Annotated in this window: 22 protein-coding genes and 1 pseudogene; 13 read left to right on the top strand and 10 right to left on the bottom strand. The window is 68.4% G+C overall.

The window, feature by feature from the left end; translation table 11 throughout:
• Positions 1–69: 69 nt before the first annotated feature.
• Together OG574_RS46155 and OG574_RS46160 are read left to right on the top strand one after the other, a co-directional pair.
• Entirely contained in the window at positions 70–1,341 is a 1,272-nt protein-coding gene (locus tag OG574_RS46155) for an aspartate aminotransferase family protein (RefSeq protein WP_326778164.1), read from the top strand.
• Positions 1,342–1,538: 197 nt separating this feature from the next.
• Complete coding sequence (locus tag OG574_RS46160; RefSeq protein ID WP_326778165.1) at positions 1,539–4,487, top strand: FAD-binding and (Fe-S)-binding domain-containing protein; 2,949 nt, start codon at positions 1,539–1,541, stop codon at positions 4,485–4,487.
• 899 nt (positions 4,488–5,386) lie between these two features.
• On the opposite strand, the gene OG574_RS46165 is transcribed toward OG574_RS46160, so the two are convergent.
• On the bottom strand, positions 5,387–6,064 hold the full coding sequence (locus OG574_RS46165; RefSeq protein ID WP_326778166.1) for a GntR family transcriptional regulator: 678 nt from the start codon (positions 6,062–6,064) through the stop codon (positions 5,387–5,389).
• Positions 6,065–6,313: 249 nt separating this feature from the next.
• Here OG574_RS46165 and OG574_RS46170 point away from each other — a divergent pair, with 249 nt between their 5' ends.
• The 3 genes from OG574_RS46170 to OG574_RS46180 all read left to right on the top strand — a co-directional run bounded on the left by OG574_RS46170 (position 6,314) and on the right by OG574_RS46180 (position 10,473).
• The gene (locus OG574_RS46170; protein WP_326778167.1) at positions 6,314–7,630 is read left to right on the top strand and encodes an amino acid permease; all 1,317 of its coding nucleotides are present in this window, start codon (positions 6,314–6,316) and stop codon (positions 7,628–7,630) included.
• A 17-nt stretch (positions 7,631–7,647) separates the two neighbouring features.
• The gene (locus tag OG574_RS46175) at positions 7,648–8,931 is read left to right on the top strand and encodes an aminotransferase family protein (RefSeq protein WP_326778168.1); all 1,284 of its coding nucleotides are present in this window, start codon (positions 7,648–7,650) and stop codon (positions 8,929–8,931) included.
• Between the two features lie 84 nt (positions 8,932–9,015).
• Positions 9,016–10,473, top strand: coding sequence for a purine-cytosine permease family protein (locus OG574_RS46180; protein WP_326778169.1), 1,458 nt, complete (start codon positions 9,016–9,018; stop codon positions 10,471–10,473).
• 590 nt (positions 10,474–11,063) lie between these two features.
• Here OG574_RS46180 and OG574_RS46185 read toward each other — a convergent pair.
• Positions 11,064–11,714 (bottom strand): TetR/AcrR family transcriptional regulator, encoded by a 651-nt coding sequence (locus tag OG574_RS46185; RefSeq protein WP_326778170.1) that lies wholly within the window; start codon positions 11,712–11,714, stop codon positions 11,064–11,066.
• Between the two features lie 117 nt (positions 11,715–11,831).
• On the opposite strand from OG574_RS46185, the gene OG574_RS46190 reads away from it, so the two are divergent.
• The gene (locus OG574_RS46190; RefSeq protein WP_326778171.1) at positions 11,832–12,530 is read left to right on the top strand and encodes a hypothetical protein; all 699 of its coding nucleotides are present in this window, start codon (positions 11,832–11,834) and stop codon (positions 12,528–12,530) included.
• A gap of 565 nt (positions 12,531–13,095) precedes the next feature.
• Here the strand turns inward: OG574_RS46190 and OG574_RS46195 are convergent.
• Positions 13,096–13,773, bottom strand: a complete 678-nt coding sequence (locus OG574_RS46195) for a hypothetical protein (protein ID WP_326778172.1) — start codon at positions 13,771–13,773, stop codon at positions 13,096–13,098.
• A 414-nt stretch (positions 13,774–14,187) separates the two neighbouring features.
• On the opposite strand from OG574_RS46195, the gene OG574_RS46200 reads away from it, so the two are divergent.
• A complete protein-coding gene (locus OG574_RS46200) occupies positions 14,188–15,396 on the top strand; it encodes a HEAT repeat domain-containing protein (protein WP_326778173.1) in 1,209 nt (402 codons plus the stop codon).
• 74 nt (positions 15,397–15,470) lie between these two features.
• Positions 15,471–15,647, top strand: a pseudogene (locus OG574_RS46205) (HNH endonuclease); the annotation flags it as partial.
• A gap of 33 nt (positions 15,648–15,680) precedes the next feature.
• On the opposite strand, the gene OG574_RS46210 reads toward OG574_RS46205, so the two are convergent.
• Positions 15,681–16,466 carry an RNA-guided endonuclease InsQ/TnpB family protein gene (locus OG574_RS46210; RefSeq protein ID WP_326778174.1) on the bottom strand — a complete coding sequence of 262 codons (786 nt, stop codon included), beginning with the start codon at positions 16,464–16,466 and terminating at the stop codon, positions 15,681–15,683.
• A 160-nt stretch (positions 16,467–16,626) separates the two neighbouring features.
• On the opposite strand from OG574_RS46210, the gene OG574_RS46215 reads away from it, so the two are divergent.
• The 3 genes from OG574_RS46215 to OG574_RS46225 all read left to right on the top strand — a co-directional run bounded on the left by OG574_RS46215 (position 16,627) and on the right by OG574_RS46225 (position 20,293).
• Entirely contained in the window at positions 16,627–17,865 is a 1,239-nt protein-coding gene (locus OG574_RS46215; RefSeq protein ID WP_442816910.1) for a PP2C family protein-serine/threonine phosphatase, read from the top strand.
• Between the two features lie 437 nt (positions 17,866–18,302).
• Entirely contained in the window at positions 18,303–19,718 is a 1,416-nt protein-coding gene (locus tag OG574_RS46220) for an MFS transporter (RefSeq protein ID WP_326778833.1), read from the top strand.
• A 176-nt stretch (positions 19,719–19,894) separates the two neighbouring features.
• Positions 19,895–20,293: a hypothetical protein gene (locus OG574_RS46225; RefSeq protein ID WP_326778176.1), complete on the top strand. Its 399-nt coding sequence runs from the start codon at positions 19,895–19,897 to the stop codon at positions 20,291–20,293.
• Here OG574_RS46225 and OG574_RS46230 read toward each other — a convergent pair.
• The 3 genes from OG574_RS46230 to OG574_RS46240 all read right to left on the bottom strand — a co-directional run bounded on the left by OG574_RS46230 (position 20,262) and on the right by OG574_RS46240 (position 22,842).
• Positions 20,262–21,473, bottom strand: a complete 1,212-nt coding sequence (locus OG574_RS46230; protein WP_326778177.1) for an IS5 family transposase — start codon at positions 21,471–21,473, stop codon at positions 20,262–20,264. The genes OG574_RS46225 and OG574_RS46230 overlap by 32 nt on opposite strands.
• Positions 21,474–21,506: 33 nt before the next feature.
• Positions 21,507–22,091, bottom strand: a complete 585-nt coding sequence (locus OG574_RS46235; protein WP_326778178.1) for a DinB family protein — start codon at positions 22,089–22,091, stop codon at positions 21,507–21,509.
• Positions 22,092–22,233: 142 nt separating this feature from the next.
• Positions 22,234–22,842 (bottom strand): hypothetical protein, encoded by a 609-nt coding sequence (locus OG574_RS46240; protein ID WP_326778179.1) that lies wholly within the window; start codon positions 22,840–22,842, stop codon positions 22,234–22,236.
• 63 nt (positions 22,843–22,905) lie between these two features.
• Here OG574_RS46240 and OG574_RS46245 point away from each other — a divergent pair, with 63 nt between their 5' ends.
• Positions 22,906–23,073 carry a hypothetical protein gene (locus tag OG574_RS46245; protein WP_326778180.1) on the top strand — a complete coding sequence of 56 codons (168 nt, stop codon included), beginning with the start codon at positions 22,906–22,908 and terminating at the stop codon, positions 23,071–23,073.
• Positions 23,074–23,650: 577 nt separating this feature from the next.
• Positions 23,651–23,857: a hypothetical protein gene (locus OG574_RS46250; protein ID WP_326778181.1), complete on the top strand. Its 207-nt coding sequence runs from the start codon at positions 23,651–23,653 to the stop codon at positions 23,855–23,857.
• Here OG574_RS46250 and OG574_RS46255 read toward each other — a convergent pair.
• The 3 genes from OG574_RS46255 to OG574_RS46265 all read right to left on the bottom strand — a co-directional run bounded on the left by OG574_RS46255 (position 23,821) and on the right by OG574_RS46265 (position 25,411).
• Positions 23,821–24,156, bottom strand: coding sequence for a hypothetical protein (locus OG574_RS46255; protein ID WP_326778182.1), 336 nt, complete (start codon positions 24,154–24,156; stop codon positions 23,821–23,823). The two genes, OG574_RS46250 and OG574_RS46255, sit on opposite strands and share 37 nt — an antisense overlap.
• Positions 24,157–24,251: 95 nt before the next feature.
• On the bottom strand, positions 24,252–24,653 hold the full coding sequence (locus OG574_RS46260; protein WP_326778183.1) for a transposase: 402 nt from the start codon (positions 24,651–24,653) through the stop codon (positions 24,252–24,254).
• Positions 24,654–24,880: 227 nt separating this feature from the next.
• Positions 24,881–25,411: a GNAT family N-acetyltransferase gene (locus OG574_RS46265; RefSeq protein WP_326778184.1), complete on the bottom strand. Its 531-nt coding sequence runs from the start codon at positions 25,409–25,411 to the stop codon at positions 24,881–24,883.
• Positions 25,412–25,532: the final 121 nt, after the last annotated feature.

Below are 25,532 nucleotides of genomic sequence, written 5' to 3' on the forward strand. Positions count from 1 at the left end.
CGCGACCCACCATGCAGTCCGCCCTGACCACGATGCAGTCCGTGTCGGTCACCGAGCGAGGAGCAGTCCATGAGTGCCTTGTCCCCTGTCCTCAAGCAGGCCACCCCCGTCCTGGCCGAACGCGGCGAGGGTGTCCATCTCTACGACACGTCGGGGCGACGCCACCTGGACTTCACCGCGGGCATCGGCGTGACGTCGACCGGTCACTGCCACCCCAAGGTCACCGCGGCCGCCCAGGAGCAGGTCGGCAAGCTGGTCCACGGCCAGTACACGACGGTGCTGCACCAGCCACTGCTCACCCTCACCGAGCGCCTCGGCGAGGTGCTGCCCGAGGGCCTTGACGCGCTCTTCTTCGCCAACTCCGGCAGCGAGGGAGTCGAGGCGGCGATGCGCCTGGCCAAGCAAGCCACCGGCCGCCCCAACATCGTGGTCTTCCAGGGCTCGTTCCACGGCCGCACCCTCGGCGCCGCCTCCCTGACCACCTCCGCCGCCAAGGTCCGCTCCGGCTTCGGCCCACTGATGCCGGGCGTGGCCGTCGCGCCCTTCCCGAACGCCTACTACTACGGCTGGGACGAGGAGACGGCGACCAAGTTCGCGCTGCGCGAGCTGGACCAGATTCTCGCCACCATCAGCGCGCCCGCGGACACTGCCGCGTTCATCATCGAGCCGGTGCTCGGCGACGGCGGCTTCGTGCCGGCCAACACCGCGTTCCTGCAAGGTCTGCGCGAGCGCGCCGACCGCCACGGCATCCACCTCATCCTGGACGAGGTGCAGGCCGGCTTCGGGCGCACCGGCAAGTTCTGGGGCCACGACCACTTCGGCGTCCACCCCGACATCCTGGTCACCGCGAAGGGCCTGGCCAGCGGGTTCCCACTGTCGGCGATCGCGGCCTCCGAGGCGCTCATGGCGAAGGCCTGGCCGGGCTCGCAGGGCGGCACCTATGGCGGTAACGCGGTGTCCTGCGCCGCCGCCATCGCCACCCTTGACGTCATCAAGGAAGAAAAGCTCGTCGAGAACGCGGCGGAGCGTGGCGACCAGCTGATCGCCGGCCTGCGCGAGATCGCCGCCGCCCACCCGGCGAGCGAGGGCGTCGGCGGCATCGGCAACGTCCGTGGGCTCGGCCTGATGCTCGCCTCCGAGATCGTCGACAGCGAGGGCAACCCCGACGGCGCCACCGCCGGCAAGCTGCTCGCGGCCGCTGCCGAGCGCGGCCTGCTGCTGCTTCCCTGCGGCGCACACGGCAACGTGGTGCGGATGCTGCCGCCGCTCGTCGTCAACGAGAACCAGATCGACGAGGCCCTGCACCTGTGGGGCGAGACCGTCACGGCGGTCCTCGGCTGACCTCCCGGCAGGCCGCGGGACGGTGCCCGTGCGATGTCCGTGACACCTGCGATGCCGCCCCGCTCCCGCCCGCGCGCCCCGGCCGGCCCTGCCGAGCCGGGGCACTGCCACGTCCGGGACATACGCCCCGGCCCCGGTCCGGTTTCGCACCACCGACGTTCCGTAAAACCTTGAAGACCCGCCGCTGAGGAGCCGCCATGTCCGCCCCCGCGCCCGTATCCGCCGCGCCGCGCCCCGATGTGCCCGACGAGGCGACGCTGCAGAAACTGGAGCGTGCGCTGAGGGAAGTCGTGCCGAACGGGGAGGTCGCCTTCGGGCGGCTCCGCCGTGCCGAGTACGCGCAGGACGCCTCCGTCTACCGACAGGTGCCGGCCGCCGTCGTGCTGCCCGCCGACACCGACGAGCTGGCCGCCGCCCTGGCCGCCTGCCACGCGCTGAACGTCGCGGTCACGCTGCGCGGTGCCGGTACCTCGATCGCCGGGCAGGCGGTCGGCGACGGCGTCGTCATCGACACCTCGAAGTACCTGAACCGCGTCCTGGAGGTCGACCCCGAGGCGCGCACCGCCAAGGTCGAGCCGGGACTGGTCCAGGCCGCGCTGCAGAAGGCGTGCAAGCCGCACGGCCTGCGCTTTGGCCCCGACCCTTCCACGCACGCCCGCTGCACCATCGGCGGCATGATCGGCAACAACGCCTGCGGCACCCACTCGGTGGCCTGGGGCCGTACCGCCGACAACATCGTCGAGCTGGAGGTCCTCACGTACGACGGCGTCCGCATGACGCTGCGCTCGCTGAGTGCCGAGGAGCTGCAGCAGGTCATCGACGAGGGCGGCCGCCGCGGCGAGATCCACGAGCAGCTGCGGAACCTGCGCGACAACCATCTGACCATGTTGCGCACCGAGTTCGGCCGCTTCCGCCGCCAGGTCTCCGGGTACAGCCTGGAACACCTGCTGCCGGAGAACGGCTTCGACCTGCCCGCCGCCATGGTCGGCACCGAGGGCACCTGCGCCGTTGTCGTCTCCGCGACCGTGAAGCTGGTGGAGATCCCCGCCCGCCGCACCCTCATCGCCCTCGGCTTCTCCGACCTGCCCGCGGCCGGCGACGCCGCCCAGCACGTCCTCAAGCACCAGCCCATCGCCTGCGAGGGCCTGGGCGGCGACCAGGTCGCCGCCCTGCGCCGCAACGTCCCCGACGCCCGCCCCGAGGAAATGCTCCCCGAGGGCGCCGGCTGGATGCTCTGCGAGTTCGGCCACGACGACGACACCCCGGACCCCGAGGCCGAGCAGGCCCGCGCCGAAGTGCTCAAGGCGGACACCGGCGCGATAGATGTCCGCCTCGTCCAGGACCCGGCCGAGCAGGCCGCGCTGTGGCGCATCCGTGAGGACAGCTCCGGCCTGGCCACTCGCGCGCCCGACGGCTCGGAGGCGTGGCCCGGCTGGGAGGACTCCGCCGTGCCCGTCGAGAAGCTCGGCGACTACCTGCGCGACCTGGAGAAGCTGCTCCAGAGGCACGGCCTGCAGGGCACCCCGTACGGCCACTTCGGCGAGGGCTGCGTCCACATCCGGATCGACTTCGACCACGAGACGCCCGAAGGCGTCCAGATCTTCCGGCAGTTCATGTCGGACGCCGCCGACCTGGTCGCGAGCCACGGCGGCACGCTGTCCGGCGAGCACGGCGACGGCCAGGCCCGCGCCGAGTTCCTGCCGCAGGTCTTCAGCGAGGAGGCCATGGACGCCTTCTCCGACTTCAAGGCGATCTGGGACCCGGGCAACCGCCTCAACCCCGGCATCCTCGTCCACCCGCGCCCGGCCGACGAGCGCCTGCGCATCAAGCCCGGCCATCGGCCCACCCTGCCGATGACCACCACCCTCGCACTCGCCGAGGACGACGGCGACCTGTCCAAGGCGCTGCGCCGCTGCGTCGGCATCGCCAAGTGCCGTACGTCGTCGGGCGGCGTGATGTGCCCCAGCTACCGTGCCACCGGCGACGAGACGCACTCCACCCGCGGCCGCGCCCGCGTCCTGTACGAGATGGTGCAGGGCGAGGTCATCACCGACGGCTGGCAGTCCGAGGAAGTCGCCGACGCCCTCGACCTGTGCCTGTCCTGCAAAGGCTGCAAGAGCGACTGCCCGGTCGGCGTCGACATGGCCACGTACAAGGCCGAGTTCCTGCACCACCACCACAAGGGCAAGATCCGTCCGATCACGCACTATTCGCTCGGCTGGCTGCCGCTCTGGTCCCGGCTCGCCTCGTACGCACCGGGCGTGGTCAATGCGATCGGCGGCAACAGGGCCACTGCCGCGCTCCTGAAGAAGGCCGGCGGCATCGCGCCCGAGCGCCCCATCCCGCCCTTCGCGAAGCGCCGCTTCCGCCAGTGGTTCCACCGCAGCCACAAGCCCGCCCTTCCCGGCAGCCGCGGCAAGGTCCTGCTCTGGCCCGACACGTTCACCGAGTTCATGTCGCCGCAGGTCGGACAGGCCGCGGTGGAGGTCCTGGAGTACGCAGGCTTCGAGGTCGTGCTGCCGCCGGACCGCCTGTGCTGCGGTTTGACCTGGCACACCACGGGCCAGCTCGACACGGCGAAGAAGGTCCTGGGCCGCACGCTCGACGCCGTCGACCCGTACCTCAAGCAGGGCATGCCGCTGATCGGCCTGGAACCCAGCTGCACCTCGTTGTTCCGCACGGACGCCACCGAGATGTTCCCGGGCGACGAGCGCGCCGTGCGGCTCGCGAAGCAGACCATGACGCTGGCCGAACTCCTCGACCAGAAGGCCCCGGACGTCGAGTTCGGGCGGCTCGGCGACAAAACGGTGACCGCGATGACCCAGACCCACTGCCACCAGCACGCCACCCTCGGCAGCAAGGCGGACGACCGGGTCCTGGCCCGTGCGGGTGTGGACTCCGGCCGCCTGGACTCCGGTTGCTGCGGACTGGCCGGCAACTTCGGCTTTGAGAAGGGTCATTACGACGTCTCGGTGGCAGTCGGCGAACAGGCGCTGCTTCCCGCACTGCGGGAGGCCCCCGAGGACACGGTGGTCCTTGCGGACGGCTACAGCTGCCGCACCCAGATCACCCAGCTCTCGGACCGCTCCCCCCGCCACCTGGCAGAGGTGCTGCGCGACGCACTGAGGTCCCGCCGCTCCGACTGACGCAGTGAGGAGTGGGCCCCTTCACCGCTCGCAGTGAAGGGGCCCACTCCTCACTGCAGGTGGCCCGGACATCGGCGCCCCTCATGAGGTGTGGTGCTGTGTCGATATGCGGCTCCGTCGCCGGGCGCGCCCGGTGATGCCGCACCCGCACCCGTCATCGAACCCTCACTGTGCAACGGCGAGTTGACACATCTGCCCGACCGGACGCGGGACATCACACGCCAGGCGTGAGACCGGCACGGAAACATCCGTCTCGACCGCCACCCGGTCACCGCCGGCAGGCCCATCCGCCCGCCACGACCGCCCCGCGGTCTCCGGCATCCGCACCAACGGCACCAACGCGAGCGCAGCAGCCGCAGCCGTCGATGCCGCGATCGACGCGGCGAAGTACCCGGGCAGCGACGCCGTCCCGATCATGCAGGGCGAAGGACCGAAGGCGGCCACGGTCCGCATCTCGCCCCGCTGAACCCCGCAGTTCGCAGTCGCAGGTCATCGAGGACGTGGCCTGTTGAGGTGAGCGGATCGTGGTGCGGGAACAGACTCCCATGCAGTGCTGCCCGACGCGCCCGTATCACCGGCCACATGGATCCGACAGAACTTGAACATGGGCCGTGGCCTCTGCGCGCCTTCGACCAGGGCTGCGCCACGCGATGGTCGATGCCGCTCGATACGGGTCGGATCCGGATCCCGACCGGGCCGGCTCCACCGCCGCTTCCGCCACTGTCCAGGCCACGGTGGTCCGGGCTACGGGGATCGTCGACCAGCATGGCCCCGGCCCCGTCGGCGACCGGGCAAGGTCCGCGCCGGCAAGGCGTACTTCCCCGCCGAACACTTCGTCCGGCTCCGCTCACGAGAACTCCTCGGCCGCCTTGAGCGCGACATGGCGTGCCGGCCTGGCGTCAGTCGCCGTCGCGATCCGCCAAAATCCCCTGTACCCGGGCTGCATTGGTTGCGATGTGATGCCTGGCCTCGCGCTGTGCCCGCCCTGCATCCCCCGCCCGGATCGCGGCCATCAGCGGTTCGTGTTCGGCGACCACCTTGCTGGGGTTCTCGTCCTCGCGTTCGTGTGCGGACAGGGCCATGAGGTAGAAGCGCAGCTCACGGGTGAGCGTTGCGTAGAAGGAGTCGATGCGGCTGTTGTCGAGGGTCGCGACGATCGACGCGTGGAAGGCGAGGTCCGCGGCGACGGTGTCCGCGCGCTCTCGTGTGCCGGCGGCCGCGACGAAGTCAGCGAACGCCTGCTCCACCGTGGCGAGCTGACCATCTGTCAAGGGTGTCGCCAGTGCCGCCGACTCGAGGTGTTCGCGCGCGGTGTAGAGCTCGTCGACCGTCGCGGGTGTGGGGGAGACGGTCACGGCGCCGCGGTTGCCGTCGAAGCGGACCAGGCCGCCGTGTTCGAGCAGGCGCACCGCCTCGCGGACCGTGTTGCGGGCGATGCCGAGCTCGGCGGCGATCGCGCTCTCTCGCAGCCGGTCGCCGGGGCGGAACGCGCCCGCGAGGATCCGCTCCGACAGGCCGTCCGCCACCTGCTGGGCGGCCGTTGTTCTGCGTACGGCAAGGCCGTCGAGTGCCGTCATGTGCGTCATCGTACTGAGCCGCGCCCCCTGGTGTCGCGCAGTAGAACTGTTCTACAGTTGCGCGCGTTCCGACTGACTGTGCACCAACTGGCATCCCGGCCAAGGGCTTTCACCCCGCGCCCCGCTCGCGGCGCGCACCGTCCACGCAGCCGCAGGAAGGGTCACGACCCCGTGCAACCACCTTTCGAGCTTGCCCCGGAACAGACATCCGCAAGGCCGACCGGAACCCTCAGACCGCGCCACGTCCGCATGATCGCCCTCGGCGGCATCGTCGGCGCCAGCCTGTTCGTCGGCAGCGGCGCCGTCATCCACACTGTCGGCCCCGCCGCGATTCTGTCGTACGCCCTCGGCGGCGTCCTCGTCGTCCTGGTCATGCGGATGCTGGGGGAGATGGCGACGGCCTCGCCCACTCTCGGCTCGTTCATGGAGTACGCGCGCACCGCCCTCGGCGGCTGGGCGGGATACACCATCGGCTGGCTGTACTGGTACTTCTGGGTCGGCGTGGTGGCGTTCGAGGGGGTGGCGGGCGCCAAACTCCTGATGCTGTGGATACCGGGTGTGCCTCAGTGGGTCTTCTCGCTGATCCTGATGACCCTGCTCACCGCCACGAACCTCGTCTCCACGCGTTCGTTCGGCGAGACCGAGTTCTGGCTGTCGTCCATCAAGGTCGTCACGATCGTCGTGTTCCTTGTCGCGGGCACGCTGTTCGCTCTCGGCATCTGGCCGGACTCCACGCTCTCGGTGGGCAACGTCGCCCTGGACGGTTTCGCTCCCCATGGCACGTCCGCGATCCTGCACGGCGTCGTCCTCGTGATCTTCTCCTATGTCGGCACGGAGATCGTCACCATCGCCGCCGCCGAGTCCGCGGATCCCGTCAAGTCGGTGGTCAAGGCGACCTCCTCGACGGTGTGGAGGGTCATCATCTTCTACGTCGGTTCGGTCACGCTGCTCGTGATGATGACGCCGTGGGACCGGATACCGACCCAGACCAGCCCGTACGCGGCCGCCTTCGGCACGATGGGCATCCCGGCGGCGACGACCATCATCAACATCGTCGTCCTCACCTCCGTCCTCTCGGTTCTCAACTCCGGCCTCTACACCGCCTCGCGCATGCTGTTCGCCCTGGAACGCAACAAGTGGGCGCCGCGCTGGGTCGCCGACCGGGGCCGCAACGGCACCCCGTGGAAGGCGATCCTCGCCTGCACCTCCGCCGGGTATGTCGCGGTCGCCATGAGCTATGTCGCCCCCGACACCGTCTTCGACTTCATCATCAACTCGGCGGGTGCCGTCGGCCTGTTCGTGTACGCGATCATCGCCGGCTCGCAGCTGCGCATGCGCCGTCGGTTCGAGCTCGAGGCGCCCGAGCGCCTCAAGCTGCGTATGTGGGGCTATCCGTACCTGAGTTGGATCACTCTTGTCGCGATCATCGGTGTGGTCAGCTCCATGCTCCTGGTGCCCGACGCCCGCTCGCAGCTCTACCTGAGCGTGCTCAGCCTCGCCGCCATCCTCGCTTCCTACCTCGTGGTGCGGCACAGCGCACGCAGTGCCGCAGCCGCCCGCGCGTAAGACACCCGGAGACCACCATGTCGTACAAGAACGAGAACGAAGCGGCCCCGATCGCCGGCCCCGCCCTGTGGAGCGCGCAGGCCCACCTCCCGTCCGTTCTGGGACGTCAGCTGATCATCGAACGCGCGGAAGGCAGCTACGTGTTCACCACCGACGGCCGCCGTCTCTTCGACGGCACCGCGGGCCTGTGGCACGCCAACGTCGGCCACGCACGCCCCGAACTCGCCGACGCCGCCCAGGCGCAGATGCTGCGCCTGGAGACGTACCACGTCTTCGGCCGCTATCTGAACGACCGCGCCGTCGAGCTGGGCGAGCGCCTCGCCGCCATGTCGCCCGTCGCCGACCCCAAGGTCATCCTGAACAGCGGTGGCAGTGACGCCATCGACGTCGCCTGCAAGCTCGCCCGCCGGCACTGGCAGCATGCGGGTCACGGAGACAAGACGGTGATCCTCAGCCGCGAGTTCGCCTACCACGGCCTGCACGCCTACGGCACCAGCATCGCGGGCCTCGACTTCAACCGGGACGGCTACGGCACCGAGTCCCTGGTCCCGGAGACCGCGCGCGTATCGACGTACGACATCGACGCGGTCGAACGCACCGTGCACGAGATCGGCGCGGACCGCATCGCCGCCATCGTGGCCGAGCCGATCCAGGGCACCGGCGGCGTGATCACGCCCGCCCCCGGATACCTGGAGGGCCTGCAGCGCATCTGCCGGGAGAACGACATCCTCCTGATCATCGACGAAGTGATCACCGGATTCGGACGCACCGGCCACATGTTCGCCACCGAACGCTACGGCCTCGAGCCCGACCTGATCACCTTCGCCAAGGGCGTCACCTCCGGCTACGCACCGCTCGGCGGCGTGCTGGTGGCGCCGCACATCTGGCAGCCGTTCTACCGGGACTCGGCACAGACACCGATGTTCCGGCACGGTGCCACCTACTCGGGGCACGCCACGGCCTGTGCCGTCGCCCTGCGCAACCTCGACATCCTCGACGAGGAGAAGCTGGTGCCGCGAGTCGGCGAGCTTGAGCAGCTCCTCGTCCGCGAACTCGACGCACTGGCCGGCCACGAGGCGGTCGTGGAGACCCGCGTGGCTGGACTCCTCGGCGGCGTCGGCCTCGTCGACGACGTCAGCGCCGAAGCGGTCACCGACGAACTCGTCGAGCACGGCTTCGTCACGCGCCCGCTGCGTGGCAACACCGTGCAGATCAGCCCGCCGTTCATCACCACCGACGACGAACTGCGCCAACTCGTCGCCGCGATCGGCGCCGTCCTGGATGCCCGCGCCGCCCGGTGACCCGGTCTTCGGCCCGCTCGATCCGTAACCGTTGGTACATGCACGCGAATTGATCTCCGAATCCACTGCGAACAGGGTGTGCTCATGGCGGATGAACATGCAGGCGGTCTCGTCGAGTCACGGTCCATCGACGTGGTGCCGGACGCCGAGCGGCACGGCACCGCGTTCAGCCAGTTCACGCTGTGGGTGGGCGCGAACCTGCAGATCACCGCGGTGGTCACGGGCGCACTCGCGGTGGTCCTCGGTGCGAACGCCTTCTGGGCGGTCATCGGGCTGCTCGTGGGGAATCTGCTCGGCGGCGCGGTGATGGCACTGCACTCGGCGCAGGGGCCCCGGCTCGGACTGCCTCAAATGATCTCCTCGCGGGCGCAGTTCGGGGTGCGCGGAGCCGTGGTGCCGCTGGTCCTGGCTGTGTTCATGTTCATCGGCTGCACCGCGAGCGGCACCGTCCTCGCCGGTGAGGCCGTCGGCGAGCTGACCCATCTGGGACCGACCGCCGGCATCCTGATCTTCACGGCGGTCACCGCGGTCGCGGCCGTCGTCGGCTACCGGCTGATCCACTTCCTGGGACGGCTCGCCGGCGTCGTGTGCGGGGTGGCGTTCGTCTATCTCGGCGTGCGCCTGCTGCAGCACGACGACATCGGCGCGGTCGTCGCCGACCACACCTTCGCGCTGCCGGTGTTCCTGCTCGCGGTGTCCCTCGCGGCGTCCTGGCAACTGTCGTTCGGGCCGTACGTCGCCGACTACTCGCGCTATCTGCCGCGTGCGACCTCCGCACGGGCCACTTTCGGCTGGACGCTGGCGGGGACGGCGCTCGGCGCCCAGTGGTCGATGACCTTCGGGGCGCTGGCCGCGGCGGCCGCGGGGGAGGCGTTCGTCGGACACGAGGTGACCTACGTGGTGTCGCTCGGCGGGGCGGGCGCAACGGCGGCGCTGCTCTACTTCGTTATCGCCCTGGGGAAGTTGACGGTCACGGTGCTCAACACATACGGCGCTTTCATGTCGACCGTGACGAGTGTGACCGGGATGCGGCGGCGTGGCGCGGTGCCCTACCGCCTTTCGCCGCGCGGGCGGGTCGGCTACATCGCCGCCATCATCGTGGCGGGTGCGGTGCTCGCCCTGGCCGGGCGGGGCAACTTCCTCGACACGTTCTCGACGTTCCTGCTGATCGTGCTGGCCTTCTTCACTCCGTGGAGCGCGGTCAACCTCGCCGACTACTACCTCGTCGCCAAGGAACGCTACGACATTCCGGCCCTCAACGACCCGGACGGGCGCTACGGGTCGTGGCGGATGCCGGCGCTGGTCTCCTATGGGTTCGGTCTCCTCGTCCAACTCCCGTTCATGGCCACGGACTTGTTCACCGGCCCTCTCGTCGCCCCGCTGGGCGGTGCCGACATCTCCTGGCTCGTCGGCCTGACGCTGCCGGGATTCCTGTACTGGATCCTGGCCCGGCGCGAGCGGGACCGTGTCCCGGACCGGATGATCTATCCCGAGGCCCCGGGGGAGGAGGTCAGGGCGCGGGAGGAAGTCGCGGCGGGCTGAGCGGTCGCTTCTGACCCTGCGGTCTAATGCACGCGGGTCAGAGACAGAGCCGTTCCGTCAGATCGTCGTCCTGGCGTACACGATCGAAGGCATCCGGGAGCGGCCCTTCCAGCAGCGGGAGCAGGGCGCTTCCGGGAAGTGGGCGCCCGCCGGGTCGTGGGATGTCAGCGGCGCTGGGCCAGTTTCGCCCCGGCGGCGTCCTGGTTCGGTCCGGGCGGTACGAAGTCCAGCGCGTACCCGAGTCGGTGCACTGTCTACGGTCCAAGGACGCATGTCTCGCCGCGATTCACACGGTGAGGCGCGCCTGAGGTTCCGTCGTCGTGCCGCGCGGCGCGTTGGTCGACGGCATGCCGCTCGCGGTCAGTGGCGTGCAGGCCGATATGAACGTCTGCAGGGGGCTGGGCGGTGCCGGCGATCGCGTTGCGGGAGAGGCGAGTTGACGTCCTCGGTGTGCCCGTACTGTGGGGGCGGCTGGGGGGGCAAGCCGGTGATCGGTTTCGGCGTGGGCCTCTGGGGCGTCTTCGAGTGGCGCCGCTGGCTTTGAGGGACTGCCGACGACTGTGTGGAACGCGCGGCGTGGTGCGGGCGGCTCAGGTGCGGGCGGTGCCCCGGTGGTCGGGTGTGAGGAGGTAGGCGATCGCCATGTCGCTGAGTTCGTCCGCGTAGCGGCGTTGGGCCGCCTCACCGATCGCGGGGTCGGGGCGTACGGAGTTGTGGAAACAGGCGCCTAGGAGGGCGCGGGCCGCGGTGTCCAGCGCCGCCTGCGGGTCGGAGCGACGGATCTGGTCCGCGTAGGGAGCCGCCGCTTCGAGCAGGAGTCGATGGACCTCGGTGATGGTGCGGGCCCCGCGGTCCGAGGGCTTGGCGCCTCGCGCGCGCAGCAGCTGGGGGAAGAGGTTGGTGCTGTCGGCGAAGGACTGCAGCAGGGTGTGCGCGTAGGCGTACATGACGCCGGACAGTGATGGCTCGGCCTTGCGGAGTTGCTCGGCCACGTACTCCTCGCGCCGATCCAGCATCCGCTCCGTCAGGACGTTGATCAGCTGCTCTTTGTCCTCGAAGCGGCGGTAGATCGTGCCGACCGAGACGCCGGCGCGTTCCGCGACGCCAGAGATCGTCATCTCCTCCAGACCGGCCGAACCGGCGATCTCCTCGGCCGCCTGCAGTACGCGGGCCAGTGTCGCGGCGCTGCGCGCCTGCTGGGGCTCCCGGTACGGCGCTGGGCGGTCGTGCTCGTCGGTCATGTCCCGCATCGTATCGGCGGCGGTCCCACCAAGAATGTTTGACAAGTGGTCCACCTCCCTGAGTACCCTCATGATGCGAATGTGAATTTACATTCGCATTCTACTGGAGGTTTGACCATGACCGACAACCAGACTTCCCCGGCTGTGACCGTGACGCTCGAGTCAGGGCCCACCGGCCCCGGGAGCATCGACGACTCCGAGCTGTTCTCCGCGCGCCGTGCCCTGGACCGCTTCAGGACGCGACTGGGCCGCCAGGGCCTGCTCGATCTGCTGGCCGCGGACATCGAGGAAGGCAACGCCTTCCTGCGGGAGTGCGCGCGCACCTCCGACGGTGCCTTCAGTGCGGGCACGACGGTGCTCAAGGCACGTGGCCTGACCTCGGGCGAGTTCCTTGACTGGATGGACGGGGCCTTCGCGGGCGACGACGAGCGCCCGCTTCTCGCGGCGCACCCCGAGCACTACGTGATGGGCACCGATGCCATCGGAGCGCGCGTGGTGGAGAACATCGGCCCCCACGTCTGCTCCTTCTACATGGGCGGCTGGGGAACGGACGCGATGGCCTGGGCCGAGGACGCGGACGAACTCCTCCCGGAGTCGGAGTTTCCGCGCAAGATGTCCTCGAACCTCTTCCTGGAGGACGGCACCGTCGTCGGGCGGGCGCTGATCCAGTTCGGCGACACCGCCGACGGGTTCACCGCAAATCTGACGGTCTACTTCCCCACGTCCTGCCCGAAGGACGTCCTGGACCACCACCTGCGGCACTACGCCGTCGAGTTCAGGAACTGGATCGTCGCCGCGGCGGAGGCCCGCGCCTGACCGATGCGGGTGGCGCTCACCGCCGGTTGACGACCTCGGGCCGGATGTCGGGCGGCTCCGGCCTCAATGAAGTCGCAGCCGCCCGGCACGTACGGGGACGGTCCCGTCCCTTCGTTAACAGGTACGAGGTATCCCCGCACCGGGACTACCCGCACCGGCCACGTCCACTCTCACCGCGGCCTCGGGCATACGTGGATGTGTCCTTGCGCTGGGCGTCGACGCCCGCGCTGGCCAGGCCCGCGACGACCGCGGCCCCCCCCATGACCTTCGTCGACCGGTGTCGGCCTGTTTGGAGCGCCCCGTGCGAGAGCGCGGCTGCCACGAGTCGCGCGTAAGCGCGTAAGGGTGGCTGAGAACTCGCAGTCGACGTGAACGTGTGCCGGGGGCCAGGCGGTGCTGGCCATCGCATTGCCGGACAGGTGGTTGAGGTCTTCGGCGCGCGCGTACGGTCGGGAACGGCCGCGAGATCCTGTCAGTAGGTTCGAGAACTGCACGCTCCAGTACTGCAGCCGTAGATCGTTACGGTCGTGGCGTCAGGTGGCCAGGTCGCATAGCCAGCCCTGTCCTATCCGGGTGTGATGGTCCTGCCCAGCCACGGCCTCAGGCTCCGCTGCGCGACCCGCAGTACCTCATCCGGGGGCAGTTCATCGGCTCGTTCGATCACAACGAGACCCCAGTCCTTCCGGCCGACTGCGCCGAGTGTCACCGCACGCTCGCGGAGCAGGTACTTCACCGCCGACGCGACGTCAGCCACTGGAGGGCTTACCTCGTAGGCGGCGAGTTTTCCGACGTACCATTCCAGCCACTGCGCTCCCTCTCTCCTCGTAGCTCGGGATAGTGCGGTCTCGGCATTCCCATCGAGAAAGACCATGACCGGGCCGATCGGCGCGAGCACCTCTGTGAGGTCAGCCATGAACGCGTCGATCGTGTCTTCGCCGTGCCCCATGGCCAGCAGCGAGGGCACGAACGGCACCAGTGCGTCCGCGATCACCACGTCATCACCACTCGCCAGAACCGAATCAACGAACTGCGCAGTGGCCGAGATCAACGTCCCCAGCTCGACCGTGCCTGCCGCCTTGAAATCCTCAGCCACCACAGCGAACTGCGGCCGGGTCAAGATCTCCTCCTCACGGAAGTGGTCCACCCGCAGCCCCGCATCGGCCAGCCACTGCGACAGTCCAGCACACAGCGTCGACTTGCCCACTCCGGGAGATGCGCCCCACACCGTGATCAGAACCGCCATGGCTGCCGAGCCTAGGAGCAGCTGCCATCACTGCCAACCCCGCCGCATCCGCGCCCGTCCTTGCCGCAGAACGTGACCTTCATGCCGGAACGGCTCGGCGCCAGTAGTGGCCGGCCCGGGATCGGGCCTGGTGGCGGCGTCGCCAGTCCGACCAACCGAGCCGATGGGCGGCGCCGAGGGCTGACCGGCGGGGCATTGCGCGCTGGTTCCAGGTGGCGCTGGGGGGCCACCTGTTGACTGGAGCGCCTCCCTGCAGGCACGCCAGCGCGCCCGCACGGACAAGCGGCCGCCGACGGGGCCGCCGACGGGGCCGATGTGGCGTACCTAGACTGAGTTGGGCTAACGCGACGGGGGAGCGGACGTATGGACGTGGGTACGGGCCCGGAGGACGTAGCGGAGAATGAGTCTGCTCTGATGTCCGCGGTGAGGGATGGGGACACTGCCCTAGTGAAGGTCCTTCTTCATGCGGACAGCGAGCCCGGCATGGTGGATGGCGCCTTTCGCCTGGCGATACGGGCGTACGCCGGGCATATGGCCCAGCTGCTGCTCCAGGACGGGGCGGATGCCAGTGCGAGCCGGCCGGAAGAGTTCCTGTCCTTGCACGAGGCAGTCGATTCGGGGTCGCCTGCGCTGGTCGAGGCGCTCTTGGACCACAGCATCCGCGCCCGCTACTCCAGGCCCGAGCTGTCGGAGATGCGTGACCTCGCGCGCGCCTGGCACGAGGCGGGAGTCGAAGCCGAGCTGCGGCGCCGCACGGGCTCCCACGACGTCCTTGTCCGCACCCGGGTCCTGGACGACGAGTACTACAGCGTCGGCGAGTTCACCCTCGGGGGGACATCCGTCCGAGACGGGCACGGAGCGATCCTCACGGACCTGGAGGAGTTGCTCGGCGTCCGCGCCTCCTTCGAGGAGCTCATGGCACGCGCGTTGCACCATGGCCAGCACCACAGTGCATGGGGGCATGCCGTCATCCTGCTGGCCAGTCGCCGTGATCACGAGACCTGGGCAGCTGCCGCGGCACTGCGCACGCATGCAGGGCCGCTCCACCGTTTGTTCGGCGCCGGGGTGCTACGGCTGACTCATCTCTTCGACGGCAGCGACGAGGATGCGTTCGCCGGCCCGGCCCTGGACCTTTTCACCGACTGGTCGGCCGGGGAAGAAGACCTCGCTGTGCTCACCGAGGTGCTGGTCGCGCTCGGTGAGCACGCCGATTCGCGTGCCGACGCCGCCCTCCTGCCCTACGTCGGGCACCCCGACGTCGGGATTCGGTGCGCGGTGGCGAGCGGGTTCGGCACGTGGCCCGAGCCACCTGCCTTCCTGGATGAGGTTCGTGAGGCGCTGCTGGTGCTGATGACGGATACGGATGCAGCGGTACGGCAGACCGCCTGCCGCACGGTTGCCGAGGGCAAGGACCACGATCCCGTCTTCGCCCATGCCATGGCTGCCCTGCTGGACGACGCGGACCGCCGAGTCCAGGTCACCGCCGCATACGGGCTTGCGCTGCACGACGACGAGCGGTGCGTGGAAGCGGCACGCCGCCTCCCCCCAACACCACCCGGCTCGCCTCACGAGCACGAACTCGACGCAGTATGGCGATACGAGTGGCGCCGCGACGGCCACTGACACCACCCCATGAGCCGGTCAGGCACGCTGGGGAAGCAGGTAATACCGCACGGTTCGAATGACGTACCCCGCCAGCCGGCGCCTCCGCCTGGAGTGCCGGCTGAACGGCAGGCGTATGCCAACGATCTCGGGGACGAGCGCTCCCTCATTGCTGTGTCGGCGAAGTCGAACCGCTCATGGACCAGGACCCGTCCACCTGGATGCCGCCGTTTGAAAGGGACCGGTGCGAGTACATCGCTGACTGGATGACCACTGGCTCTGATGAGTTCGGCTGCGTCCAGGAGTCACGCAATGGGGGTGAGTTCGGGGGCCGTTGACTGGGCCCCGCAGACCCACACGTACCACCCGCGGTGGGCGATGTTGTGGGACGCGTTGTGGTCTGCGTGCTCAACGAAGCCGCAGGACCTGCACGCGAAGCGGGCCTGGGAGGGCCGGTTTCCGCGTGCGGTGTGATGGCACTGGGAGCATTCCTGGCTGGTGTAGGCCGGGTCGACGTAGACGACCGGTACTCCGGCCCGCTTCGCTTTGTAGGCGATGAACGAGCCGAGCTGGGCGAAGGGCCAGGAGGGGAGCGTGGTGCGTTGGGGCTTTCTCCGCCGTGCCCGCTCGCGGATGCCCGTGAGTTCTTCCAGGGCGATCCCGCGACCGGTGCTCCCCCAAGCTCTCGGCTGCGCTCGAGCAGGGAGGTGCCCCCCTGCCTCCGCCACGATCCGCTTCGAAATCTTGTGGTTGATGTCCTTGTTCCGCCGGACTTCCTTGCCCGCATGCTTCTTCGCCCGCCGCTTGGCGGACTTGGTGTTCTTCTTCTGCAGCTTGGAACGCAGCTTGCGATCCTGTTCCCCCTTGCGGTTGACGCGGCGACCGCAGTGGCGTGTCCCGTCGGAGGTGACCGCGATGTTCACGATCCCCAGGTCCACCCCGAGGAACCTGGCCGGATGAGTGTTCAGATCCCCCTCGGGGATCTCGCAAGTCGCGATCAAGAACCACTTCCCGCCCTGGCACACCAGATCGGACTCACCCTTGCGGAACGCCTCCCTGCCGCTCCGCAGCCCTGACGGCCTGCGGCACATCACGGCGACGCTCCGCGTCGCACCCCGTGGATGCGATTCCTCCCGGGCATGAACACCCGGGTTTCCTCGCAAGAATCCGCTGAAGAGCCGCCACGATCGGATCGCCCTCCACGCGCGAGCCAGGCACCCCGATGTGAGACTGCACAGGTACGTGTCAGCCATGGACCGGACCAGGATCCGAGCGAGGGGTGATGAGGTGGCGGTCCCTGACGTCCCTGACGTTGCCCTTGGTGAGTTCCTCGCGGATCTCGGCAACTCGGCGCTCGACCTCAGCACCGCTGTGGCGCGCTGCACCAAGGCCCTGGGCCTTCAGCACTCCGTGGTGTACCTGGCCGACCTGCAGCAACGGCAGCTGACTCCGCTCAACGACGTGGTACCGAACCTTCCCATCGATGATTCGCTCGCCGGCTGGACCTACCGCACCCAGTCCCTGCGTGTCGAGGAGTCAGAGCTTGGAGGGATGACAGCTTGGTTGCCCTTGGTGGACGGGGCGGAACGTCTCGGCGTTCTTGCTGTACGGACGCCCGCTCTCGATCCGCTCTCGCTGCGCCGCGGCAGGACGCTCGCGTCCCTGCTCGCCATGATGATCACGTCGAAGCGGGCGTACAAGGACACCTACGTCTGCCGGACCCGTACGGAGCCGATGCGGCTTCCGGCCGAGATGCTGCGCGCCTACCTCCCGCCCCGCACGATCGGCACCACACGGGTCGTGTCGACGGCCGTCCTGGAACCGGCATACGAGGTCGGCGGGGATGCGTTCGACCATGCGCTGACCGACTCGATCCTCCACGCGGCGATCCTGGATGCCATGGGACACGATCTCGCGTCGGGTCTGACTTCTGTAGTGGCGCTGGCTGCCTGCCGCAACGCCCGTCGCACCGGAGCAGACCTCCCAGAACTTGTGGCCTCCGTCGACGCGGCCCTGTCCAAGTGGCTGCCGAACCAGTTCTGCACCGCGGTCCTCACTCAATTGGACCTGGCCACCGGCAAGCTCCGCTGGATCAACTGCGGACACCCGGCACCGCTCCTCATCCGTGGCCAGCGCCTGGTCCCTGGTGCCATGGACCGCGACGCGGACCCGCCGCTGGGGATGTCGGCCGTCTTCAGCCCGACGCCGCGGGGTGTGCACGAGATTGCACTGGAGCCGGGTGACCGCGTGATGATGTTCACCGATGGCGTCACGGAAGCCCGTACGGCGGACGGCGGCGAGTTCGGTCTCGAACGGTTCGCGGACTACGTCGTCCGGGCCGCCGCGACGGGAGAGTTGGCGCCAGAGACACTACGGCGCCTCATCCACGCGATCCTGGATTCGCAGGAGAACCGTCTTCGGGACGACGCGACGATCCTCATGCTCGAGTGGCGGCTCACGCCCCGGGAATCAGAGGCGCAGAGGCGCTGACGTCCGAACTCTTTCGGCGGGATACCGGCAGATGCCGCGCCGCGTGCGGTGACGGAGCACCTTCGCCCCTCCCGTTGCAGCGGGGCGAAGGTTCGTGGCTCTCGTGTGGGCGAGCGGCACCATGTGTGCGACGGCGGCGTCTGGGCACCTGGCGGATATTGGATTCTCTGGGGCCCGCGGGGTGCGGCCGCCCGGACGAGGAGGTAGCCGTCGTGATGACCCCCGCCGCACCGAAGGAACCTGAGGGCAGGGAGCAGGGCTCGGTTGGTGGAGGCGGTGGGACCGCGCCGGATGGCAGCCGGGGTCCGGGCAAGGTACGCGGCCAGCGACCTGATCCGCTCGACGAGGCCGCCGCGCCAGGGAGTTCCGGGCTCGGCGTCATCACCACGGCTGTACCGGCCCGGCTGGACCGACTGCCGTGGTCGCGCTGGCACTGGATGATCGTCATCGGTCTGGGCACCGTGTGGGTTTTGGACGGCCTCGAAGTGACGACGGTCGGCAACATCGCGAGCCGGCTGTCGGAGGAGGGGTCGGGGCTGGCTATCACGTCCGCTCAGGTCACGGGCCTTGCCGCGGCCCTCTACGTGGCAGGTGCCTGCACGGGTGCACTGTTCTTCGGCTGGCTCACCGACCGGTTCGGCCGCAAGAAGCTGTTCATGGTGACGCTCGCGGTCTACCTCGCCGCGACCGCGATGACCGGGCTGTCCTTCAGCGCGTGGTGGTTCTTCCTCTTCCGCTTTCTGACCGGTTTCGGCATCGGCGGGGAGTACGCGGCCATCAACTCGGCGATCGACGAGCTGATCCCCTCGAAGTACCGGGGCCGGGTCGACCTCGTCATCAACGGCAGCTACTGGCTGGGCGCGGTCGGCGGGGCGCTGCTGTCGATCGTCATGCTGAACACGGACTACTTCCCCAAGGACCTCGGCTGGCGTCTCACCTTCGCTCTCGGTGTCGTCCTGGGCCTGGTGATCCTCCTCGTGCGGCGGCACGTGCCGGAGAGCCCGCGGTGGCAGCTCATCCATGGGCACCGCGAGGACGCCGACAAGCTCGTCGACTCCGTGGAGCGGGAGATCGAGGATGAGAAGCACGAGGAACTGCCGCCCCCGGCGAGCGAGATCACGATCCACGAGCGCAAGAGCATCGGCTTCGGGCTCATCGCGAAGACCGTCTTCCGCAGCTATCCGAAGCGCGCGGTACTGGGGCTGTCTCTCTTCATCGGGCAGGCCTTTCTCTATAACGCGATCACCTTCGGCTTCGGCGCGATTCTCACCACGTTCTTCGACGTCGAGAGTGGCCACACCGGCTACTACTTCGCGGTGATCGCGGCCGGCAACTTCGTCGGCCCGCTTGTGCTCGGCAAATTGTTCGACACGGTCGGGCGGCGCATCATGATCGCGGGTACGTACATCGTGCCCGGCATTCTGCTGTTCATCACGGCCTGGCTCTTCGACCGGGGCTCGCTCACGGCCAACACCCTCACCGCGTGCTGGTGCGTCGTGCTGTTCTTCGCCTCGGCCGGGGCGAGCAGTGCCTACCTGACGGTCTCCGAGGTCTTCCCGATGGAGACCAGGGCCATGGCCATCGCGTTCTTCTACGCGATCGGTACAGCGGTCGGCGGGATCAGCGGCCCGCTCATCTTCGCCGACCTCACCGCATCGGGCGTCCCCGGCGATACGGCCCTCGCCTTCTCTATCGGGGCGGCCCTGATGTGCGCGGCAGGACTCGTCGCGGCGTTTCTCGCGGTCAACGCCGAGCAGCGGTCCTTGGAGGACATCGCGAGGCCCCTTTCCCAGACGGACAAGAGCGGAAGACAACGACCCGACAGCGGAGGTGGCCCAGCCCCCGTGGGCTGAGCGACCGGCGCCCCGTCTCTCACGCGCCGGTGGGCCGAGGAAGGTAAGAGCCAACATCGCTACGTTGAGGGCGAACCTGAAGGCTGGGAATCTCGGCAAGCCGGGCTCTCACCGTTACCGGCGGGCCATCGAATGACCCACGCCGAGAAGGCCCGCACCACCCGCGACACCGCCGCGTGATCATCCTCGACACCGGCGCAGTCAAGGCCCTCGCAACCGGACACAAGGCGCTGAACCTGCTCGCCGGCAACATGGCCACCACCCCAGGCGACCAGCTCCGCATCCCCGCCCTGAGCCTGATGCAGGCCGAAGCCGACAAGGAACACCTGCCCCGCCGCGTACTGGCGTTCTCCTCCGTCGTCGTCCACCCGCTCGACACCATGGCCGCCGCCACCGTCGGAACGATGATCCGCGACGGATACGGCGGCCCCGACACCTGCCACGCCCTGTACTGCGCACTGCCCCGCGCGGAGTTCACCGGCATGTCGATCCTGCTCACCGAGGACGAGAACCGATATCCGCCCGGCGTCGTCACCGTCGACGTCAACTCGCCCGGCATGCTCGGCTTCCACTGACCTTGAAATCCTCGCCCACCTGGAGGAGGGCGATTCCCGACTGGCTGCCGGATGCCCGGCTCGCCTTCGGGTGGGTTCCTGCTTCTTTGCGCTGTGTCGGGACAAGTCCCCGTCTTACCCGCGCTCGACAGGCTGACACCGCAAGTCCTGCGGCCTTGGTGACGTTGACCGCCGGGTTGATGTCTCGATCGAGGACGGCACCGCAGCCCCTGCACGTCCACTCCCGGACATGCAGGGGTTCGGGGCCGTCCTTGACGCCGCACTGCGAGCAGACCTGAGAGGTCGGCTCGAAGCGTCCGATCCTTACGAGGGTGCGCCCGAACCGGGCGGCCTTGTATTCGAGCATGGTCACGAACGCAAGTTTCGCGAGCTTCTTGTAGCAGGTCAGGGCGGCGGCCAGGCCGAGGAAGTTGAGGAAGTGCGAGCCCTTTCGTTCGTACCGGACGGTGAGGCGGCGGTAGCCGAAGAGCCAAGCGATCGACCGTTCGATCTTCCAGCGGTGCCGACCGAGGCGTTCGCCGGACTCGATGCCGGGCCGCGCGATGCGCGCGACGAGCCCGCGCTCGCGCAGCCAGGCCAGGTCTTCGGCGGAGAAGTACGCCTGGTCCGTGCGGAGTTTGACGGGTCGGCGCCGCCGTGGTCCCCGGCGGGACCGGACGGCGGGTATGCCGCGGATGAGCGGCTTGAGGGCAAGGCTGTCGTGCATGTTCGCGCCGGACACGGCGACGGCGAGCAGGATGCCCTGGGCATCGGACAGCACGTGCAGCTTACTGCCCTTCTTGCCGCGATCGACCGGGTTCGGCCCGGTCAGCGATCCCCCCTTTTGGCGCGAACGGAGGCCGCGTCGACGATCGCCGAGGTCCAGTCCACCTCGCCCCGGGCCCCGAGTGCGTCCAGCACCGCCCGGTGCAGCCGACGCCACAGGCCGGCCTCGGTCCATACCGTGAAGGCGGCGATGCGCGGTGGCGGGCGACGTGCCGAACGTCGGCGGCAGATGCCGCCAGGCACAGCCGCTGGTCAGCGCGTACACCACTGCCGTGAACACGGCCCGCTCGTCACACGGAGCGGTCCCACCACCTTGCGGACGAGCAGCGAACGACGGCAGCAACGGGGCGGCCAGCTCCAAGAGTTCGTCAGGAACCAGACGCGTCGATAAATCAGCACCCACGACCGGCATCATGCCGCACGAACATCAAGTCACGTGGGACAACCTCTAAGCCTTGATTGGTGCGGCCGACCTGGCGGCCTGCTCGATCTTCGCGCAGTAGGCCGCACGGGCTTCCTCGTCGATCTGGTTCTCGTATTCGGCGCGCACCCCGGTCCGGCCGTCGAGGCCCTCGCGCAGGATATCGGCGTGCCCGGCATGCCGGATGGACTCGCCGAGGACATGGACCATGATGGCGAACAGGTTCGTGTTGGGATAAGGTTCCGGCCACCACGGCACGTGGCCGGGGGCGTCGAGGGGAAGCTCGTTGATCGTCGCGTCCGAGTGTTCCCATGTGAGCCGGTAGAACCCGATGATCTGATCGCGGGTCTCGTCCTCGGTCGCCCACAGATCGCTGCCGTTGGAGTCCTGCCACCGGGGCAGCGGTTCCAGGGAAGGGCGGTCGAAGACCTCGCCGAAGTACCTGGCCTCGACGGTGGCCACGTGTTTGACCAGGCCCAGGAGATTGGTCCCGGTCGCTGTCAAAGGTCGGCGGGCGTCGTATTCGGACAAGCCGTCGAGTTTCCAGAGCAGCGCCTTGCGGTCCCGCCGCAGTCTCCCGTGCAGGTTGTCTTTCGCGAATTCATCGATCATGCGGCATGAGCCTGCCATGGGCTGCTCGTGGTCTCAAGATCCCGTACGTGGTCCGCAACGACTGGCAGAGCCGAGGCCTGGCCATGGCCGCCGCCCTGACCTGCTAAAAGAAGCTCGCGAAACTTGCCACGTGAGACAACCTCTAAAGCTGAGGTGTCCGCGATACTCGCGGAGACCGGAGCAGCGGCACCCAATCCCGTAGCGTCCTTCCCGATCGCGTAGCGGGCTCTACATCCTTAGCAAGGTCATCCCGTAGAGCGTCGACCATCACGGATCCGCAATCACCGACTTTCGACAGGGAAGACGCGTATCTCGGTGACCAGCCATCAGGGTTGGGCGATCCCTCGTACCAGAGCTCGACCACCATCATGGCGTCAGCGATGTAGTCGTTGACGTTGCGAACAGTGCGCGCCACATCGCTATCCTCGGGCACGGAGATGTCCAAGACCGCTTTGCTCTCTTCAAAGCTGTAGGCCGCATTGTCCATCTTGTCGAGCAGTCTCTTGAGGCTGCTCACTTCCTCTGTCTTTGCAGCCTCACCGAACTCCCACGCAACTCGCTTGAATCCTCGGTACGAAACGAGTGCCCTTGCGTAGGCGTCCCTCCGCAGTTCCCAGAAGGCTTGCTCTCTCTGCGTCACAGCGGACTTGCTGACCTGCTTGAGCGCAGCATAGATAGCCAAGCCGCCGGCGAGAACGGCGGCGCTTGCACCGATAAGCGCCGCAACAAGAGCCGCAGTTGCATCAGACACGGCGCCGATCTTGCCAGAGCCATCGGGGCATGACCGCAGCTTCTACAAGGCTCGGGAGGAACTGTGCCGATCCATCCGGGCATGGTCGAAGACCTCGCCGCTGGTACTCGTGATCTCGGGATCATCTCGTGGCAGTTGGTCGATGAGCTCGGTAGGGCCGAGGTCGCCGCGATCCTCGCCGAGACCGGCGCAGTCGCGCCCGACCCCGTAGGCGCCTTCCCTCTGCGGTAGTTGTTAAGAGACCTCAGCCCAACTATTTGATTGCGCATCCCATCGGTAGATGGCCACGCCGCTGGTGGAGCGTCCGGCAAGGAGCCATCGCCCCAGGTCCCATGTCAACCGTGCGGGCATGGCATCGTCAATGACGATATCCGGGGCGTCTGCGTCGTGTAGGGCAAGAAGTTGTGCAATCGCCTCCGCGGGCAGGTCATCACGCACGGTCACAGACCAGCCGTGTTCGCTCGTCAACACGACTGAAGGTACTGGTGCTCGGCCTCCCTCAGAGATCTGACGGAACAGAAACCGGCGTGGCGCTGACCGTGTGCCGTTGTCGATTGCTCCTGCCAGCCGACTGCCGAAGTGCGACGCCACCGACTGTAGGAACGGCGCTGCCGCCATCGTGGTAGCCATAGCAAAGACGGCACCAGTGACGTCTCCGTTGAAAACGGGTCCGTTGTAAACGGGCTCACGACGGTCCGCGTCGTCTTCGGCCCGGTCTCGCTCGATGGACATTGATCCCCCTTCTCTCCGATGAAGCATGGCAGTTGGCAAGCCCCGCTCACCAGAAATGCCCGCGAGGAGGTGACCAATGCCCATCCATCCGGGCACGGTCGAAGACCGCGCCGCCGGTACGCGTGACCTGTACGAGCAGGCCGAGCAACGCCTATTGGGCATCGTCGCCCGGCAGCTCGCCGACGGCCTCGACGCACCCGGCTGGGTCGAGCGAACCTGTCCGCCGTACAATCCGCACGGCGCACCTCACAGGCCGTTCTCGACGAGCTCGGCAAGGCCGTGACCCTCGACGTGTTCGACGTCGCAGCCCAGGCGTACAACACCGGGCACCGCGCGGCAGTCGCCGAGCTCGGAGCACTGTCCGATACCGGCCGCCGCCTGGTCGACGGCGTCACCCCCAACGCGCAGGCCGTCAACCGGATCACCTCGACGCACCGCAGCATCCTGCGCACCATCGACGACCGGTACCGCGGCATCGTCGCCGAGGTGACCACCACGCCCCTGACCGGCCCCGGCACCCGCCCGCCAGGCCACGCAGGACGCCATGCGCCGCTTCGCAGACGAGAGGATCCGCAGCTTCACGGACCGCGCCGGCCGACGTTGGCAGCTCACCTCTTACGACTTGGTCCGCGATTGAGGCTTCGGCGTGCTGGCCTGGCGGGTCGGCTGGTGGTTGATCAGCAGGCGGCCTGCCGGGCGAGCACGAACTCGGTGCTCGGCTTGCGGCGGGTCGGTCGGCGAGCCGAACGGTCCGAAACCAAAGAAGCGATCGCCTGGTAGGTCGCGGCGTAGTCCTCGCGTGGGCCGGTGTAGCGCTGGAGCGGGCACCACTGCCGCAATTCGGCGTTGGCGTGCTCGACGCAGATCTGCTGTGAGGACTGCCGTCGGCGCATCTCCCGCCAGGCGTACCGCTCGCCGAGCGGCGCGTCGCCCTTCGGCTTCTTCGGAGGGGCGCTGATTTGGTCAGGGAATTCGTTGGCCAGCCCCCGGTAGCCCTCGTCGACCTCGGCCGTCACCTTCGGGTGGAGCCGGAACTGCTCGGCGATCCCCTCGGTGCGCATCGCGGTCAGATCGGTCAACTCTTCGATCACATCGCCGAGATGTGCACGCGAGACGCCGCAGAAGGCAGAGTGGGTCAATGCCGCACGGGCCCACTTCTTGGTCAGACTCGAAGAACCGTGCGGCCACTGTCACGTCACGGCTGCCCGCCGATGATCAATGGGTGTGGCTCTTCCGCGGGAACTGTCCGAACTGGAGACTTCCCTACAGAAGAGCAAACGCAGCCGGCGAAGCATCGGCCCGAGCATCAGGGCCTCAGCAGTCCGCCCACCCACCAGTCGTGCGGCTTGCCATCGTTGGCGATGCTGCGATTGCGCAGTGTCCCTTCGACGGTGAAGCCGAGTTTCTCGGCGACGGCACGCGAACCGGTGTTCCCGGCCATGGCCCACCACTCGATGCGGTGCGCGTCGAGTGTGGCCCAGCCCCAGTCGCACAAAGCCTGAGCGGCCTCAACCGAGTACCCGCGTCCGCGCTGCTCCTTGACCGCCCAGTAACCGAGCTCCCAGACGCCGCGGCTGATGAGGGTCAGGCAGTACGAGCCGATCAGGGCACCGGTGTCCTTGCGGAACGCGCCGAGGGTGTAGTCCTTGTCCTCGGCCCACTGGGCGGGCAGCTCCTCGCCGACGAGCTTCTCCGCGTCCGCACGCCGGTACGGCACCGGCACCGGGGTGTAGAACTGGATGTCTTCGTCCTGGCAGGCTTCGTACACCGCATCCACGTCGGCAGGTGTGAAGGCCCGCAGCAGCAGACGGTCGGTCTCGAGAGTCACTGGATCCATCGCGGCAGTATGACCACCATCAACAAGCAGCGACCAGCGAATATCCCGACCGAGCACCGCCCATCACAAGACCCCGGGCTGGTCAACGCTCGTCGCAACACCCAGATCAGCTGCCCCCCGA

The organism is Streptomyces sp. NBC_01445 (genome assembly GCF_035918235.1).
Lineage (GTDB): Bacteria > Actinomycetota > Actinomycetes > Streptomycetales > Streptomycetaceae > Streptomyces.